The sequence below is a fragment of the Streptomyces muensis genome, assembly GCF_021474425.1.
Classification (GTDB): domain Bacteria; phylum Actinomycetota; class Actinomycetes; order Streptomycetales; family Streptomycetaceae; genus Streptomyces; species Streptomyces muensis.
In genome coordinates, this window is the sequence record NZ_JAKEIP010000002.1 from 70,952 (window position 1) to 89,664 (window position 18,713).

Annotated in this window: 6 protein-coding genes; all 6 read left to right on the forward strand. The window is 74.1% G+C overall.

What is annotated here, in order from left to right:
• Positions 1–48: 48 nt before the first annotated feature.
• The 6 genes from L0P92_RS00945 to L0P92_RS00970 are packed head-to-tail and all read left to right on the forward strand — an operon-like array spanning position 49 to position 18,709.
• Complete coding sequence (locus tag L0P92_RS00945; RefSeq protein ID WP_234760427.1) at positions 49–9,192, forward strand: non-ribosomal peptide synthetase; 9,144 nt, start codon at positions 49–51, stop codon at positions 9,190–9,192.
• Complete coding sequence (locus L0P92_RS00950) at positions 9,189–14,645, forward strand: non-ribosomal peptide synthetase (protein ID WP_234760428.1); 5,457 nt, start codon at positions 9,189–9,191, stop codon at positions 14,643–14,645. Before L0P92_RS00945 ends, L0P92_RS00950 begins: the two co-directional genes overlap by 4 nt.
• On the forward strand, positions 14,642–15,754 hold the full coding sequence (locus tag L0P92_RS00955; RefSeq protein WP_234760429.1) for an NAD(P)H-binding protein: 1,113 nt from the start codon (positions 14,642–14,644) through the stop codon (positions 15,752–15,754). Before L0P92_RS00950 ends, L0P92_RS00955 begins: the two co-directional genes overlap by 4 nt.
• Entirely contained in the window at positions 15,751–16,839 is a 1,089-nt protein-coding gene (locus tag L0P92_RS00960) for a Gfo/Idh/MocA family oxidoreductase (protein ID WP_234760430.1), read from the forward strand. Before L0P92_RS00955 ends, L0P92_RS00960 begins: the two co-directional genes overlap by 4 nt.
• Complete coding sequence (locus tag L0P92_RS45125; RefSeq protein ID WP_234760431.1) at positions 16,836–17,936, forward strand: cytochrome P450; 1,101 nt, start codon at positions 16,836–16,838, stop codon at positions 17,934–17,936. Before L0P92_RS00960 ends, L0P92_RS45125 begins: the two co-directional genes overlap by 4 nt.
• A complete protein-coding gene (locus L0P92_RS00970; protein WP_234760432.1) occupies positions 17,933–18,709 on the forward strand; it encodes a thioesterase II family protein in 777 nt (258 codons plus the stop codon). The genes L0P92_RS45125 and L0P92_RS00970 overlap by 4 nt, the downstream gene beginning before the upstream one ends.
• Positions 18,710–18,713: the final 4 nt, after the last annotated feature.

Sequence of the window (18,713 nt, forward strand, 5' to 3'; positions counted from 1 at the left end):
GCGCCGTCCCGGCCTCCCGGGCACCCCACAGGCAAGGCTGGTAACGAAGTGTCAGAACGCGATCCGCTGCGATCGATCCGCCCACTGCTCACCGACTGGCTCGGCCCCGACGCCGAGCGCGTCGCAGCAGACGACAACCTCATCGAGCAGGGACTCGACTCCATCCGCCTGATGACCGTGGCCGGCGCCCTGCGCCGGGACGGCATCCGCCTGACGTTCGCCGAACTCGCCCGCACACCGACCCTGCACGCCTGGACCGCCCTTGCCGCCGAGCGATGTACCGACGACGGCGCCACTCCCACGGCCGCCCGGACCGCCGGGGTGCACGCCGAGGTGCCCGCCGACGAGACGTCGCCCTTCGACCTGGCGCTGATGCAGCACGCCTACTGGGTGGGGCGCGGCAGGGAGCACCAACTCGGCGGTGTGGCCGCGCACTTCTACAACGAGTTCGACGGCGAGGGCGTCGACCCGCAGCGTCTGGAGCAGGCCGTACGCTCCCTGCTCGCCCGGCACGCGCAGCTGCGTGCCGTGTTCGGGGACGACGGCCGCCAGCACACCCCCGCGACCGCCGCGTGGCCGGCACTGCGCGTGCACGACCTGCGCGAGCTTCCCGAGGACGAGGTGGCCCGGCGACTGGAGCAGCTTCGCGACGAGCTGTCGCACCGCATGCTGCGGGTCGGCGACGGCGAGGTCTTCGACGTGCAGCTGTCCCTGCTGCCGGGCGGTCGCACCCGTACGCACCTCAACCTCGACATGCTCGCCGCCGACGCGCTCAGCCTGCGCGTCCTCCTCGCCGACCTGGCCACGCTCTACCGCGGTACCGGCTCCCTCGCCCCCATCGGCTACAGCTACCGCCGCTACCTCGCCGACCGCGCCGCCTCCGCCGAGCGGGCGCGCGACCTGAGACGGGACACCGCCTGGTGGGCCGCCCGCCTGCCGGACCTTCCCGGCGCACCCGCGCTGCCCGTGCTGCCCGGCGCGTCGACGGCGGAGCGGCCCCGCGTCACCCGGCGCCACCACTGGCTGCCGCCCGAGCGACGCGAGGCCCTGTTCGCCCGTGCCCACCGGCACGGCGTCACCCCGGCCATGGCGCTGGCCGCCGCGTACTGCGAGGTGCTCGCGGCCTGGAGCGCCGAGCAGCGCTTCCTGCTCAACGTGCCGCTGTTCGACCGAGAGCCGCTGCACCCCGACGTGCCGCTGCTCGTCGGCGACTTCACCGGGTCCGTGCTGCTCGACGCAGACCTCTCCGGCACGGCCTCGTTCCAGGACCGCGCCCGCGCCACGCAGGAACGATTCCTCGATGACGCCGCTCACGCGTCGTACTCCGGTGTCGAGGTGCTGCGCGACCTCAACCGCGCTCAGCCGGGCGGCGGCGGGCGGGTGCTCGCGCCCGTCGTGTTCACCAGCGCGCTGAATCTGGGCGAGCTGTTCTCCGAAGACGTGCGCGCCTGCTTCGGGCGACCTGTGTGGATCATCTCCCAGGGCCCGCAGGTTTGGCTGGATGCCCAGGTCACCGAGCTCGACGGCGGGCTGCTCGTCAACTGGGACGCGCTGGAGCAGGCGTTCCCCGACGGGATGCTGGACGCGATGTTCGCCGCGTACCGCACGCTGGTCGACCGGCTCGCGGCGTCCGACGCCCCTTGGCGCGAGCCCGTGCCGGATCTGCTGCCGGACGATCAGCGGGCGGCACGCGCGCGTGCCAACGACACGGACGGTCCGCGCACCGGGCTGCTGCTCCACGAGGACTTCCTGCACCGCGCCGACCGCGAGCCGGAACGGCCCGCGCTGCTGTGGGGTGCGGACGGCTCACTGTCGTACGGCGAACTCGCCGACCGGGCACGGCGGATCGCCGCCGCGCTCGCCGCGCACGCCGTCGGCCCTGGCGACCGGGTCGCGGTCTGCCTGCCCAAGGGGCCGGACCAGATCGCCGCCGTGCTGGGCTGTCTGGTCGCGGGTGCGGCCTATGTGCCGATCGGGTCCGACCATCCGGCGGCCCGCCGGGACCGCGTCCTGCGCACGGCCGGTGTCCGTGCGGCGTTCGTCCCCGAGGCGGCCGAGCCGCTGCCGGATGGTGTCGTGCCGCTGACCGTGACGGCCGCGTCGGCGTACGCGCCGGTCAAGGAGGCGGTGGCGGTGCCGGACAGTGATCCGGCGTACGTCATCTTCACCTCCGGCTCAACCGGTGAGCCTAAGGGTGTCGTCGTACCGCACCGGGCCGCCCGCAACACGATCGACGACCTCGACGACCGCTTCGGCATCGGCGGCGACGACCGTACGTTCGCGCTGTCCGCGCTCGACTTCGACCTGTCCGTCTACGACCTCTTCGGGCCGCTCTCCGTCGGTGGCGCGGTGGTGCTCGTCGGGGAGGAGGAGCGTCGGGACGCCGCACGTTGGCACGGGCTGATGGCCCGGCACGGCGTCACCGTGCTCAACTGCGTGCCCTCCGTCCTGGACATGCTGCTGAGCATCGACGGGGACGGGTTCTCTGGTCTGCGGGTGGTCCTGCTCGGCGGCGACTGGGTGGGCGTCGATCTGCCGGGACGGCTCGCGGAGCGGGCGCCGGGCTGCCGGTTCGTCGCGCTCGGCGGCACCACGGAGACGGCGATCCACTCCACGGTGTGCGAGATCACCGGGGGAGAGGTGCCGCAGGACTGGACCGCGATTCCGTACGGCACTCCCCTGCGTAACGTGCGATGTCGCGTCGTCGACGCCCGGGGCCGGGACTGCCCCGACTGGGTGCCGGGCGAGCTGTGGATCGGCGGCGCCGGGGTGGCCGACGGCTATCTGGGCGATCCGGAACGCACCGCCGACCGGTTCGTGCGGCACGAGGGCGGGCGCTGGTACCGCACCGGCGACCTCGCGCGCTACCGGCCGGGCGGCAGCGTCGAGTTCCTCGGCCGTGCCGACTCCCAGGTCAAACTGCGCGGTCACCGGGTGGAGCTGGGCGAGGTCGAGGCCGCACTGGAGCGGGCACCCGGCGTGGGCCGGGCCGTCGCGGCGGTCACCGGCGGTGCGCGGCGCATGCTCGTGGCCGCCTGTGCGCCCGCGGTGCGTGCGACGGAGCGGGCCGCCGCCACGGGCGTACGGCCCTCGGTGTCGGCCGCGCGCCCGGATCCGCTGGAGACGGAGGTGGTCGCCCACGTACTTGGCCAGATCCTGGCCACCGGGGTGCGCCCCGACGCGCGGATGCGCGGGGTCGGGCATCTCTGGCGGGACTGGCTGGACCGCCACGGTCGTCCCACGCCGACCGATGAGCGGGCGTTGGCGCAACGCGTCGCCGGCACCCGCCTCGAACCCGTCCTCGACCGACTGACCCACCGACTGCCCGACCTGCGGGCCATGCTCACCGGAGAGCGCGACCCGCTCGAACTCCTCGACGATCCCGTCCTCGCCCCGGAAGCGGCCCTGGACGCCCTGCCCGCGAGCGCGGCGGCCGCCGCGGACTGTGCAGAAGCCCTGCGCGGGCTCGCGCGGGAGCTGGGGCATGCGCCCCGGGTCGCGGTCATCGGGGCTCGCGGCGGTCTCGGCGCGCGGCGAGTGATACGGCAACTCGCGGACGACTACGTCGAGTTCACGCTGCTCGACAACGCCGTGACCCTGCTCGACCTGGCACGAGAGCGGCTGGCCGGACATACGGTCCACTACCAGGCTCTCCCGCACGGCGTGCTGCCCGACCACCTGCCCGGCGCATTCGACGCCGTCCTCGCCCTCGGCTCGCTGCACGCCTTCGACGACCCGGGCGCCGGAGTCGCCCAGGCGGCGGCCCTGCTGGCGCCCGGCGGGGTGTTGCTCGCCGTCGAGCAGGGCGGTCTGCCGCCGCTCGGCCTGATCTGCGCCGCCCTGCCGACCCGGGGCTTCGCGGACGCCGACCCCGCCCGACGGGCGGCCGGCAGCCCCCTGCTGCCGGCACCGGCGTGGGAGCAACTGCTGCGCGCCCACGGTTTCACCGACGCCGACACTTCCGTACGCGATCAGGAGCCGGCGCTGCTGATCCGGGCGGTGCGCGACCCGCAGGCCGCCTCGTGCGAGCCGGGCGCGGTGCGGGACGCGGTCGCCGGGCTGCTTCCCTCGTACATGGTTCCCGACCGGCTGGTCGTCCTGCCGCTCATGCCGCTGACCGCGAACGGCAAGGTGGACCGGCGTGCCGTCCGCGAGCTGCTCGCCCGGCACGTCGGCGCGGCGGAGGCACCCTCGACGTCCGGCACGCTGCCCAGGCCGGGGGTCGAGGAACACGTCGCCGAGGTGTGGCGGGAGCTGCTGGGTGCCCGGACCGTTCACCGGGAGGACGACTTCTTCGCCCTCGGCGGCGACAGCCTGCTCGCCACCCGCATGCTGCACCGGCTTGGCGAGCGCGGGGTGCGCGGCGCCAGGATCGCCGGGCTGTTCAACCATCCCGTCCTGAAGGACTACGTCGGTACCCTCACCGTCGGCGAGCAAGGACCGGAGACCTCCACCCCGCTTGTCGCCGACCCGGAGCACGCCCACGAGCCGTTCCCGGCCACCGATGTGCAGCGGGCGTACTGGCTGGGCCGGGCCGGGGAGATGCGGCTCGGCGGTGTCGGCTCCCACTACTACTCGGAGTTCGACGGCGTCTCGGTCGACCTCCCCCGTCTGGAGGGGGCCTGGCGGCGGCTGATCGACCGGCATCCCATGTTTCGCGCCGTCTTCGACGAGGAAGGACGGCAGCACGTCCTCGCCGAGGTGCCCGAGTTCACGATCCCCGTCGCCGAAGGCGAGGAACAGCTCGCCGTCCTGCGCGAGGACATGTCCCACCAGGTCCTCGACCCCGCCCGCTGGCCGCTGTTCGACGTACGGGCCGTGCGGTATGGCGACGACCGCACCCGGATCGGGGTCAGCCTCGACAACCTGATCCTGGACGGCCTCAGCATGATGACCGTCTTCACCGAACTGGGCACGCTGTACGCCGATCCGGACGCCGAACTCCCGCCTGTGGAGCTGACGTTCCGGGACTACCTGACCTCGGTGCGACCGGCGCCCGAGGCGCTGGAGGCGGACCGGGCTTACTGGCGCGAGCGGCTGCCGTCGCTGCCTGCGGCGCCCCGTCTGCCGCTCGTGCGGGATCCGGCCGCGCTCGACCGGCCTCGGTTCGTGCGCACGCCCGGCGAGTTGACCGCCGAGCGCTGGGGGCGGCTGAAGGAGCGGGCGCGTGAGCACGGGATCACCCCGTCCACGCTGCTGCTGGCCGCGTACGCGGAGGTGCTCGGCGCCTGGAGCGAGGGCCCTGAACTGACCGTCAATCTCACCCTGTTCGACCGGCAGGAGGTGCACCCGCACATCAACCGGGTGCTGGGCGACTTCACGTCCCTGCTGCTCGCCGCCCATCACCCGGAGCCCGGCGAGAGCTGGCTGACCCGGGTGCGGGGGCTGCAGGAGCGGCTGTGGCGCGACCTCGACCACCGCTCGGTGTCGGCGGTGTGGGTCATGCGCGAGCTGGCCCGGACGCGCGATGAGCGGGACGCGACCGTACCGGTGGTGTTCACCAGCGCTCTCGGCGTCGACGACGGGGTGTCCATGGACGCGCCCGACGGCTTCCCGCCCCGGGTGTGGGGCGTGAGTCAGACCCCGCAGGTGTGGCTGGACCTCCAGGTGTACGAGGGCCGGGACGGATCGCTGCGGCATCAGTGGGACGCGGTGCGCGACCTGTTCCCCGAGGGCCTGGTCGAGACGATGGCCGACGCGTTCGGCCGACTGCTGGACCGGCTCGCCGACGGCGACTGGCGGGCGCCGCGACCCGAGTTGCTGCCCGCCGGGCAGCGGGCGGTGCGCGACGAGGTCAACGCCACGGGGCTGGCCGGCGACGGACGCGCCCTGCATGTGCCGTTCTTCGAGCGGGCCGCCGCCGAGCCCGACGCTCCCGCGCTGCTGTGGGGCGAGGACGGCGCGGCGACGCGAGGCGAGCTGAGCGCACACGCCCTGCGGATCGCGTCCGCGCTGTGCGAGCGTGGGGTCGAGCCCGGCGACACGGTGGCCGTGTCGCTGCCCAAGGGACCGGACCAGATCGCCGCCGTGCTGGGCGTGCTGGCGGCGGGCGCCGCCTATGTGCCGGTCGGTGTCGACCAGCCGCCGGTCCGCCGCGCACGCATGCTGCACGCGTCGGGGGCCCGCTGCGTGGTCGACGCGGGCTTCCTCGCCGGGGAGCTGCCGGAGCCCTTGCCGGCACCCGTCGCGGCCGACCCCGACTCCTGCGCGTATGTCATCTTCACCTCGGGTTCCACCGGTGAGCCCAAGGGCGTCGAGGTGACCCACCGGGCAGCGGCCAACACCGTCGACGACATCAACGAACGGCACGGCGTCGGCCCCGGCGACCGGGTGCTGGCCGTCTCCGCGCTGGACTTCGACCTGTCCGTCTACGACATCTTCGGGCTGCTCGGCGCGGGCGGCGCGCTGGTGCTGGTCGGTGAGGACGAACGCCGGGACGCCCAGCGGTGGCGCGATCTGGCCGCACGCCACGGCGTCACCGTATGGAACTCCGTCCCGATGCTCCTGGACATGCTCCTGACCGCCTCCGCCGGTCAGGCCCCGCCCCGGCTCCGGGTCGCGCTGGTCTCCGGGGACTGGGTGCCGCTCGACCTGCCCGCGCGGCTGGCCGAGGCATCGGCGGACGGCTGCCGGCTGATCGCCATGGGTGGTGCAACCGAGGCGGCGATCTGGTCCAACGACTTCGACGCCACGGCCGGCGCCCCGCAGGGCTGGCCTTCGGTGCCGTACGGCAGGCCGCTGCGCGGCCAGCGGTTCCGGGTCGCGAGCCCGCACGGCGAGGACTGCCCCGACTGGGTGCCGGGCGAGCTGTGGATCGGCGGGGCCGGGGTGGCCACCGGGTACCGGGGGGATCCGGAGCGTACGGCCGACCGGTTTGTAGCGTATGACGGGGGGCGCTGGTACCGCACCGGCGACCTGGGCCGCTACCGTCCCGGCGGGCTCCTGGAGTTCCTGGGCCGGCGCGACCACCAGCTCAAGATCCGCGGTCACCGCACCGAACTGGGCGAGGTCGACGCGGCGCTGCTCGCCCAGCCGGGGGTGGCCCGTGCCGTCACCGTCGCGACGGGTCCGCGCGGGCAGCAGCGGCTGACCGCCTTCCTCGTGCCCGAGGGCGAGCTGGACGTCGTGGAGGTGGAGCGGCGGCTCGCGGACCATCTGCCCGCGCATGCCGTGCCCTCCGCGCTCGTGCCCCTGCCCGGGGGTCTGCCGCTGACCGCCAACGGCAAGGTGGACCGGGCCGCGCTCGCCGAACGGGCGGCGGGCCTGGAGAGCGCACCCGAGCGGAGCGAGCGGCCGACCGGCGCGGTGGAGGAACTCCTCGCCGCCGCCTGGCGGGACCTGCTCGGCGCCGAACAGGTGGGCCGGGACGCCGACTTCTTCGCCCTCGGCGGCGACAGCCTGCTCGCCACCCGTCTGGTGGCCCGGCTGCGCGAGGCCGGAGTCGAGGGGGCACGTATCGCCGCCCTGTTCACCCGTCCCGTACTCAAGGACTACGCCACCACACTCGCCCTCGGCACCGAGCGGGCGAAGGCGCCCGTGCTCGTCCCGGACCCGGAGCACGCGCACGACCCGTTCCCCGCCACGGATGTGCAGCAGGCGTACTGGATCGGGCGCACCGACCGCCTCGACCTGGGCGGGGTCGGCTCGCACTACTACAGCGAGACCGACGAGGAGTACACGGACATCGCCGTCGTCGAGCGGGCCTGGCGGCGGCTGATCGAGCGGCATCCGATGCTGCGGGCCGTCTTCGACGAGGAAGGGCGACAGCAAGTCCTCGCCGAGGTACCGGAGTTCACTATCCCTGTCGCCGAGGGCGAGGAGCAGCTCGCGGTGATGCGGGAGGAGATGTCCCACCAGACCCTCGACCCCGCCCGCTGGCCGCTGTTCGACGTACGGGCCGTGCGGTACGGCGACGACAGGGTTCGGATCGGTGTCAGCCTCGACAACCTGATCCTGGACGGCCTCAGCATGATGATCGTCTTCACCGAGCTGCGGCAGCTGCGGGAGGATCCGGAGGCCGAGCTCCCGCCCCTGGACGTGACGTTCCGGGACTACCTCGCCTCCGCCCGGCCCTCAGGGGAGGCGCTGGCGGCCGATCAGGCGTACTGGCGTGAGCGGCTCCCGTCGCTGCCGTCGGCGCCCCGGCTGCCGCTCGTGCGCGATCCGTCGGCGGTGGGCCGGCCGCACTTCGAGCGCCGTGCCACCCATCTGCCGAAGGAGGTGTGGGATCGGCTGCGGGAACAGGCCCGTGGATACGGCATCACGCCGTCCGTGCTGCTCCTCGCCGTCTACGCCGAGGCCCTGGGCGAGCACGCCGAGAGCCCCGAACTCATCGTCAACCTCACCCTGTTCGACCGGCAGGAGATCCACCCGCACATCAACCGGATCGCCGGCGACTTCACCTCACTGCTGCTCGCCGCCCACCATCCACGGACCGGCGAGTCCTGGCTCGCTCGGCTGCGCGGACTCCAGGCGCGGCTGTGGAACGACCTCGACCACCGGGCCGTCTCCGCGGTCTGGGTCATGCGCCAACTCGCCCTGGAACGCGGCCCGCAGGCGGCGGCCATGCCCGTGGTGTTCACGAGTGCCCTCGGCATCGACGACGACCGGGCGCGGCTGCTGACCCCGCCGCACTGGGCGGTGTCCCAGACCCCGCAGGTGTGGCTGGACCACCAGGTGATGGAGGACGCCGAGGGGCTGCGCCTCACCTGGGACGCGGTCGTCGGACTGCTGCCCGAGCATCTCCCCGGAGCACTCGCCGATCGCCAGCTGAGCCTGCTGGAGGAGCTGTCGGCGGCGGACGACTGGGACGCGCTGATCCTCACCACGGGTCTCGAAACCACGGGCCCCGAAACCACGGGCCTCGAAGGTGAACGGCCCGTACTCCAGGCGACCGGCGCCGCCACCGACCCCGGAGGCCCGCCGCAAGGCCATACCGAGGAACTGGTCGCCACGCTCTGGGCCGGGCTGCTGCGGCCGCCCGCCGGACGCGACGAGGGCTTCTTCGCGGCCGGCGGCGACAGCCTGCTGGCCACCCGCCTCATCGCCCGGCTGCGCCAGCGCACGGGCGTGGAGGTGCCGCTGCGGGCGTTCTTCACCGCCCCGACCGTCGCCGCACTCGCAGCCGCCGTCGACGACGCACGCATGACCGCCGGAACCATCGACCAGACCTGGGAAGAAGGAGAACTGTGAGCGCCGCCGAGCTGGTGTCGGAACTGGCCGCCGCCGGAGTCGAGTTGTGGGAGGAGGACGGCAAGCTCCGCTTCCGGGCACCGCAGGGCGCCCTCACCGACGCCCTGCGCGAGCACCTGCGCGCCGAGCGCGACGCGGTCCTCGCCTATCTGCGCGACCCGTTCGCCGAGCCCCTCGTCCCCGATCCCGACGGACGGCACCTGCCGTTCCCGCTGACCGAGGTGCAGTCGTCGTATCTGCTGGGCCGTACGGACGCGTTCGCGTACGGCGGGATCGGCTGCCACGCCTACCTGGAGTACGAGCTGCCGGGCACCGTCGCGCCCGAGCGGGCGGCGGACGCCTGGCGGGTGCTGGTCGAGCGGCACGAGGCGCTGCGCACCGTGTACCACCCCGAGGGGCAGCAGGTGCTCAAGGACCTGCCGCCGTACTCGGTACCCGTGGAGCGGGCGGACGAGGCCGAACGCATACGCGGGGAGCTGGCGCAGCGCACGTACGACCCGGCGGTCTGGCCGCTGTTCGACGTGCGGATCACGCACTCCGCCGAGCGGCTGCTGGTGCATGTGTCCGTCGACCTGCTCGTCACCGACTTCTCCGGGGTGCAGCAACTGCTGGGCGAGCTGGAGCAGTTGTGCACGGAGCCGGACAGGCCGCTCGTGTCCGTCCCCGTCTCCTTCCGCGACCATGTGCTCGCGGAGCGGCGGCTGCGCGACAGCGCCCGCTGGGCCCGGGACCGCGCGTACTGGCTCGACCGGCTCGACACGCTGCCGCCCGCGCCCGAACTCCCCGTCCTGGCCGAGGAGTCGGGCGGCGAGGTGCGGTTCCGTCGGCTGGCCGACCGGCTGACCTCCGACGAGGCGGCTGCGCTGCGGCGCAGGGCCGCCGCCCGCGACCTGACCGTGTCCACCGTGCTGCTGGCCGCCTACGCCGAGGTCATCGGGCGGTGGAGCGCCAAGCCGCGCTTCACGCTCAACCTGCCGGTGTTCGCCAAGCGACCGGTGCACCCCGACATCGGCCGGGTCGTCGGCGACTTCACGTCCGTCACCCTGCTGGCCGTCGAACCGGATCCGTGGGCCCCCTTCACCGAGCGGGCGCGCGCACTCGGCGCCCGGCTCTTCGAGGATCTCGACCACGGGCTGTTCTCCGGCGTCGAGGTGCTGCGGGAGGCGGGCCGCCGCTTGGCTCCTGCGCTGATGCCGGTGGTGTTCACGAGCACCCTCCAGGGGACACAGGCGCCGGAGAGCGGCCCAGGGCGGGTCGTGTACGGCGTCACGCAGACCCCGCAGGTCTGGATCGACTGCCAGGTGATGGAGTCGGGCGGCGAGGTCCTGCTCGGCTGGGACGTCCGCGAGGGCGTCCTGCCGGACGGGCTGGTCGACGACGCCTTCGCCGCGTTCGCCGGTCTCGTAAGGCAGTTGGCCGTCTCCGACACCCCTTGGTCCGGCGCCGACCCGGTGACACTGCCTGCCGCGCAGGTGGCCCGTCGTGCCGAGGTGAACGCGACCGCGCGCCCGCTGCCCCAAGGGCTTCTGCACGAGCGGGTGTTCGCCGCCATGGACGCGCACGCGGACCATACGGCGGTCATCGCGCCGGACCGGACACTCACCTATGCCGAACTCGCCGGGTACGCCCGGGCGGTGGCCGGCCGACTTCGGGAGGCCGGGGTCGCGCCGGGCGACCGGGTGGCGATCGTGATGGACAAGGGCTGGGAGCAGATCCCGGCCGTGCTCGGCGCGTTGGACGCGGGGTGTGTGTACGTGCCGGTCGACACCGTCCATCCGCCGGCCCGGCGGGCGCGGGTGCTCGCGTCCAGTGGGGCGGTCGCCGTCCTCACGCAGGGCTGGCGCGGTGACTCGTACGAGCTGCCGTCGATCGATGTCGACGCGCTGGAGCCCTCGGACGCCGTCGAGCCCCGGCCGGTGGACGTGGACGACCCGGCGTACATCATCTACACCTCCGGTTCGACGGGCGAGCCCAAGGGCGTCGTGGTCTCCCACCGGGCCGCGCTGAACACCGTCGCCGACATCGACGACCGCTTCGGTGTCGGGCCTGACGACCGGGTGCTCGGGCTCGCGCAGCTCGGCTTCGACCTGTCGGTCTACGACGTCTTCGGCCCGCTCGCCCACGGCGGTGCCCTGGTGCTGCCGGACCCGGAGCGTCGCGGCGACCCCTCGCACTGGGCGGAGCTGGCGGCCCGGCACCGGGTGACCCTGTGGAACTCGGTGCCCGCACAGCTGCAGATGCTCCACGACTACCTGGCCTCGGCGGCGGGTTCGGGCGACGTCGCCGGGCTCGGTGCGCTGCGGCTCGGCCTGCTGTCCGGTGACTGGATCCCCGTACGGCTGCCGGACCGGGTGCGGGCGCTGCTGCCCGGACTGTGGCTGATCAGCCTGGGCGGGGCCACCGAGGCGGCGATCTGGTCCATCCACCACCCCATCGAGCAGCCCGTCGACCCGGACCGCCCGAGCATCCTGTACGGCCGCCCGCTCGCCAACCAGACCTTCCACGTCCTGGACGAGACGCTCAGGCCCCGGCCGGACTGGGTGCCGGGGGAGCTGTGCATCGGTGGGGCCGGGCTGGCGCTCGGCTACCACGGGGACGCGGAGACGACGGAGCGTCGTTTCGTCACCCACCCCGTCACCGGGGAGCGGTTGTACCGCACGGGTGACCTGGGGCGGTATCTGCCCAGTGGTGACCTGGAGTTCCTCGGCCGTGAGGACGGACAGGTCAAGATCCGCGGCCATCGCATCGAACTCGCCGAGGTGGAGGCCGCGTTGACGGACCACCAGGCGGTCGGAGCGGCTGCCGTGCTGGCCGTCGGGGGCGATCCGCTGGACCGGCGGCTGGTCGCCTTCGCGGAGCCCGCTCGCACGGAGCCCGCTCGCACGGAGCCCGCTCGCACGGGGGCCGGTCGAGTCGGCGCGGCGGGCGAGGTTCTGGCGCGCCGGGCCCGGACGGTGGGGGACGAGGCCGGGGTGGCCGATCCCGAGCGGATCGCCGAGTTCGCCCGGCTGCTCGACGCGGCGTCGCTGGCGTCGATGCTGGGCGCGTTGCGGGATCGCGGCCTGTTCACGGGGACGGGTGCCGTCCACACGGCGGAGGAGGTGGCGGCCGCGGCCGCCGTGCCGCGCCACCGGCGTCTGATGCGGCGCTGGCTGCGCGTGCTCCACGAGGAGGGCCTGCTGGAGCAGGAGTCCGGTAGCGGGCACTACCGCCTCTCCAGTGCCGAGCCCCCGTCGCCCACCGCCGCCTGGGACCGGATCGCCGCCGTGTGGAGCGACGAGCTCGGGCCGCGGGAGCTGCTGGACTACCTCCGGAGCAACGCCGACCAGCTGGTCGCCCTGATGGACGACGAGGTCGCCGCCGTCGACCTGCTCTTCCCCGGTGCCCGTCTGGAGACGGCCGACGCGGCCTACCGCGAGAACGTGATGTCCGCCTACCTCAACCGTGTCCTCGCCGAGGCACTACGCGCCGAGGCCGAGGCACGGCCGGACGGACGGCCGCTGAGGGTGCTGGAGGTGGGCGCCGGGACCGGGGCGAGCACGGTCGGCGCGCTGGCGGCACTGGACGGGCTGCCGGTGGAGTGGCTGTTCACCGACCTGAGCCCGTTCTTCCTGGACAAGGCGCGGGAGCGGTTCGTCGCTGATCCGCGGCTGGGTTACGGGCTGTACGACGTGGACGGCGACCCGTTCGAGCAGGGCCTCGCCCCGAACTCCTTCGACGTGGTGGTGTGCGCGGGCGTGCTGAACAACGCCCGTGACACGGCGGCAGCCCTGGCCGCGCTGCGTTCCCTGCTCACCCCAGGCGGGCTCCTGCTGGTCACCGAGCCGACCCGGGAGCACTACGAGATCCTGATCTCGCAGGCGTTCATGATGACCGGCGCGGAGGACCTGCGGCACACGGACGGCACCGACCAGACCTTCGTCACGCGCGAGCAGTGGTTGCGGCTCTTCACGGAGGCGGGCGGGCAGGGCGAGTTGTGCCTGCCGCAGCCGGGCCACGCGCTGGAACCGCTGGGCCAGCACGCCTTCGCCGTACGGTTCAAGACGGACCGCGCACCCGTCGACACGGACGGCGTCGAAGACCATCTCGCGGCCCGCCTGCCGGTCTACATGCTGCCCACCGCCCTGCACGTCGTCGACGACTTGCCGCTCACCCCGAACGGGAAGGTGGACCGCAAGACGCTCGCGTCCTGGGCGGCACGGATCGCCGACCGACGGACGCATGAGACCAGCACCGGCGGGGGAGGGGCATCGGACCTGGCCGGCGACGAGTTGGAGCAGCGGCTGGCCGACGTCGCGGCGCGGGCCCTCGGCGTGACCGCCGTGCCGGGCACGACCAGCCTCTTCGACCTCGGCGCCGACTCACTGCTCCTCGCGCAGCTGTCGGCGCGGCTGATCGAGGAGGTCCCGGAGGCGGCGGACCAGCAGTTCGACACGCTGCTGCGGGAGTTGCTGAACCGTCCGACGGTCGCCGACCTGGCACGGCTCCTGCGGGGGACCGGCGCGGCCGATGACACCGACACCGGCGGATCGGTCAGCGCGCTGGTCCCGTTCGGCGACGCTCCTGACGGCGGGGTGCTCCAGGTGCTGGTGCACGAGGGCATCGGCACCATGGCCCCGTACCGGGAACTGGCCGCCGGGCTCGCCGCGCACGGGCCGCTCGTCGGCCTCGCCGTGGGTGATGTGGAGGCCTGCGTCGGCATCCCGGAGGACGGGTTCGTGGAGCGGCTCGCGGCCGAGCACGTGCGGCGGCTGACGGCGACCGGGGCCGACCGGTTCCGGCTCACCGGCTACTGCCTCGGCGGGCAGCTCGCCACCGAGATCGCCCGGCAGCTCACCGAGAGCGGCGCGTACGTCGAGCGGTTGACGGTGATCAGCAGCAGTCCGCCCGCGTTCGTCTGCGAGGACGAGCTGCTGATCGAGCACGCCTTCGCCCGCGTGCTCGGCGCGGACCCGGTGGCCGCCGGATACCCCGACGACGAGGAGGAGTTGGGCGCGGCACTGCGCGCGGTACTCGACGCCACCCCGGCCCGGGTGCCGGCGGGCGCGTTCGCCGCGCTGTGCGGTGAGCCTCGCCTTGAGGCCGTGGCCCGCCGGATGCGGGCTCTGTCCGAGGTGCCGCAGGCGGAGCGGCTCGCGGCGATCGGCCGCACGCTGGGCGCGGGCGGGGAGGGCGACGCGGGCCAGGTGCCCGGCCTGTACCGGGTGTTCCGGCACGCCTTCGCCGCCGCCTCGCTGCACACCGTCGAGCCCTACGCGGGCGACATCACCCTCGTACAGCCGCGAGGCCGGTTGCGGTTCCTGGCGGGGTTCGGGCAGGAGGCGGACGAGCTGTGGCGCGAGGTGTGCCTCGGCGAACTGACGGTGGCCGACGTCGACGGCGACCACTTCAGCTGCCTGCGCCCCCCGCACGTCGACCAGGTCGCCGCCGCGGCGGCCGGGGACACCCCGTGAACCGCGGCCGCACCGCCCCGGTCGCCGTCGGCGTCGTCGGCGCGGCCGGGGCGGTGGGCCGGGCCGTGCTGGAGGAGCTGCTGCGGCTCGGCGTCGGACCGGTCCGGGCCGGCGTACGGCGCCCGCCGCAGCGCCCGTTGCCCGCGGCGGTGGAGCTGTGGCCGGACCGGGTGGAGGTGGGCGACGCGCAGGCCCTGGCCGCGTTCTGCGCCGAGTGCCGTGTCGTCGTCAACGCCACCGGTCCGGTCCGGGCGACCGGTCACCTGGTGGCGGCGGCCGCCCTGGCGGCGGGCGCGGACCTGGTCGACGTCAACGACACGGCCGAGCTGGACGAAGCGCCGCCGTACGACCGGTTGTTGCGGTGGCGTACGGCGGTGATCGGGGCGGGACTCATGCCGGGGTTGGCTGGGTTGTTGCCGGGGGTGCTGGTGGCCGAGCGGGTGCGGAGGACAGGCCCGACGCTCACCGTGCACGTCGGCGGGCTCCCGCACTTCCCGCCCGCCGCCGCCCGGGACTTCATGGACCGGCTCGCCCGGCCCGGTGGCGAGGTCACCGCCGTCTGGCGGGGCGGACGCCGGGTGCCGGGTGCGCTGGCGGTCGAGCGCGACGCCCGGATGCCGCATTTCCCGGGCAGCGTGACGGCGATCCCGTATCTGACGGAGGAGGCCGTGGCAGTCGCCGGGCGGTATGGGTTCGGTGAGGTGCGCTGGTACACGGTGTTCGGCGGTGAGCACACCCGCGCGGTACTGGACCGGTACCGCGCGGGGCTGCCGCCCGGGCTGAGCGTCGACGACGCGGCGGCCGAGCTGTCCCGCGCCTCCCTCACCGACCTCGCGGGACGTACGCCGTACCAGGCGGTGACCTGTGAGCTGGAGGGACGCGGTCTCGTGCTCACCGGCACCGACTCCTCCGCGCTCACCGGAACAGCCGCCGCCCACGCGGCTCTCGCCGTCCTGCGCGGCGAACTCCCGCCCGGGCAACTGCACTTCGCGCAACTCCCCGATCCCGGCCGGGTCATCCGGCGTATCGCCGACGCGCCCGCCGTGACCGGGATGCGGCTACTGGACGGGCCGCCGGCCGAACTCCCCATCGAAGAAGGAATCCTGTGACTCGAGTCGTCGTCTGCGGCACCGGTTTCGGCCGCGTCTACCTCAGCGCCTTCCAGCGAGAGCAAGGGCCGGACTTCCCGCTCCGCCTCACCGGCGTCCTCGGCCGCGGCAGCCCCCGCTCCAAGGCATGCGCCGAGCGCTACGGCGTCCCCCTGCTCACCGACCCCGACCAGGTGCCCGAACTCGCCGATCTGGCCTGCGTGGTGGTGCCCAACGGGGTCGGCGGGGGAGAGGGAGCCGCCCTCGCGCGGCACCTCATGGAGCGGGGTGTGCACGTGCTGCACGAGCACCCGATCCACCAGGTGGAGCTGGCCGAGTGCCTGCGCACCGGCCGCCGCCATGGCGTGCAGTACCGGCTCAACACCTTCTATCCGCACCTCGCGCCGGTACGCCGCTTCCTCGCCGCCGCCCGCCATCTCGCCGAGCGGCAGGAGCTGCTGTACGCGGAGGCGGCCTGCGCCATCCATGTCTCGTACGACCTGATCGACATCCTCGGCCAGGCGATCGGCGGGCTGCGCCCCTGGCGGCTGACCGATCCCAGCCCCTCGGGCGGCGGGCCCTTCCGCACCCTTGAGGGCAGCCTCGCCGACGTCCCCGTCACCCTGCGCGTGCTCAACCAGCTCGACCCGGAGGACCCCGACAACCACACCCACCTCCTGCACCGAGCCACCCTCGGCTTCACCGGCGGCACGCTGATCCTGGCCGGTACGCACGGCCCGGTCCTGTGGAGCCCCGCGCTGCCCGCCCCGCGCGGGGACGACGGCGAGCTGGACTTCGACACCGAGGCCCACCGCCTGGTGCATCTGCCCAGCGTGCAGCCCGTCGGCCCCGCCGAGGCGCCCACGCACCGCGAGGTGTACGCCGACGTATGGCCGGACGGCGTACGGCGCGCCCTGCGGGCCATGGTGGACGCCGCCGCCTCGGGCGAGGACCCGATGCGCGCGGGCCAGTACCACCTCACCCTCAGCCAGATCTGGCAGGACCTCACGGCACGTCTGGGCTATCCGGAGCTGGTACGACGGCCCGCGCCCGAGCCCGTCACAGCCCCCGACCTGGCAGCGGCCGTACGACGGGAGGGGCTGTGACCAGCACCGTTCCCCTCTTCAACCCCCTCGACCTGAGCCACTCCGACGACCCGTATCCGCGCCTGGCCGCCCTGCGCCGCGAGCTGCCGGTGTCCACTCCGCTGCCCGGCTGGCACGTGGTCGTGCGCGACGCGGACGTACGGGCGGTGCTGGCGGATCCGGAGATGTGGTCCAGCCGGCGGAACAACACCTCCGTACCCGAGGAGCGGCAACTGGCGCTGTCCCAGCTGGATCCGCCCGCCCACACCCGGCTGCGCCGCCTTCTCTCCCCCGCCTTCGGGCGCCGGGTGATGGAGGCACTGGAGCCCATGGTCCGGGAGCGGGCCGCGGTGCTGGCCGACCGATTGGAGCCGGGCGCGGACCTCGTCACCGCGTTCACCGCGCCGCTCCCCCGTGCCGTACTGGCCGCCTTCTGCGGCGTGGAGGACGCGGACGCGGCGGAGTACGACCGCTGGGCCGCCACCTTCACCGATCTGCTGGGGCACCGGGCGCATCCCGAGTGGCCGGCGTTCGAGCGGTGGGCGCGCCGGGCTGCCGACGGGCCCGCCCTGGCGGGCGTCCTGGGGCAGGTGGACCGGGAGGAGGCCGTCACCTTCCTGCACTTCCTGATCGTCGCCGGGGTGCCCAACCTCCGTCTCGCACTCGGCAATCTGGTGCTGCGGCTCCTGGGCGAGGACCACTGGCGGACCGAAGGGCTGCCGGACGCGATCGAGGAGTCGCTGCGCCTCGATCCGCCCGCGCTGTGGCAGATGCGCACCGCGACCCGTGACGGGGTGCTCGCGGACACGCCGGTCCGGGCGGGGGAGCGGGTGATCGCCGTCGTCGCCTCCGCCAACCGCGACCCGGAGCGGTGGGGCAAGGACGCCGACGCGTTCCGGCCCGGCCGCCCCGGGCTGCGCGCCCATCTGGCCTTCGGCAAGGGACCGCACGCCTGCCTCGGTGCCGCCCTCACCCGGCTCCAACTCCGGGTCGCCGGTGAGGTGTTGATCGAGCGTCATCCGGGGCTGCGGCTCGCCCTGGGCTTCCGTTTCCGCCGCGCCGGCGACTTCATGAGCCGCGGACCTGCCGCACTTCCCGTCCATGTGGAGCTCACGTGACCGTCACCACCACCGCCCGCTGGCTCCGCCGCCCCTTGCCCCGCCCGGCGGCCCGCATCTCCCTCGTGTGCTTCCCGCACGCGGGCGGCGCCGCCGCGTTCTACACCCCGTGGGCCCGGCTGCTGCCGCCCGGCGTGGAACTCGTCGCCGTGCAGTACCCCGGCCGCCAGGACCGGCTCGGTGAGCCCCCGGCCGAGACCATGGACGAGCTGGCGGGCGCCGTCGCCGAGGCGCTGCGGGCCGACCGCCCGGAACGGGACCTGGTTCTGTTCGGGCACAGCATGGGCGCCGCGGTCGCCTGGGAGTCCGCGCTGAGACTGGAGGCGTCCGGGCACGGTCCCCGGCATGTGTTCGTCTCGGGACGCCCTGGTCCGAGTCGGCAACGCCCGGGCGACGTGCACCTGCGCGACGACGACGGACTCGCCGCCGAGCTGCGCGAACTGGGCGGCACGCATGCCGAGCTGCTCGACGAGCCGGAGATCAGGGCCGTACTCCTGCCGTCCGTACGGGCCGACTACCGCCTGATCGAGACCTACCGGCCGGACACCGAGGCCCGGCTGCGCTGTCCGCTCGGCGCCTTCACCGGCGACCGCGACGAGAAGGCGACGGAGGCGGACCTGGCCGCCTGGCGCACCGCCACCGCGGGCGCGTTCACCGGCCGGGTGCTGTCCGGCGGCCACTTCTATCTCGTCCCGCATGCCCGGCAGGTCGTCGCCGCCGTCCTCGCCGCGTGCGGCGTGGCGGCACCGGCGGCTCACCCCGTACTCCCCTGACCCT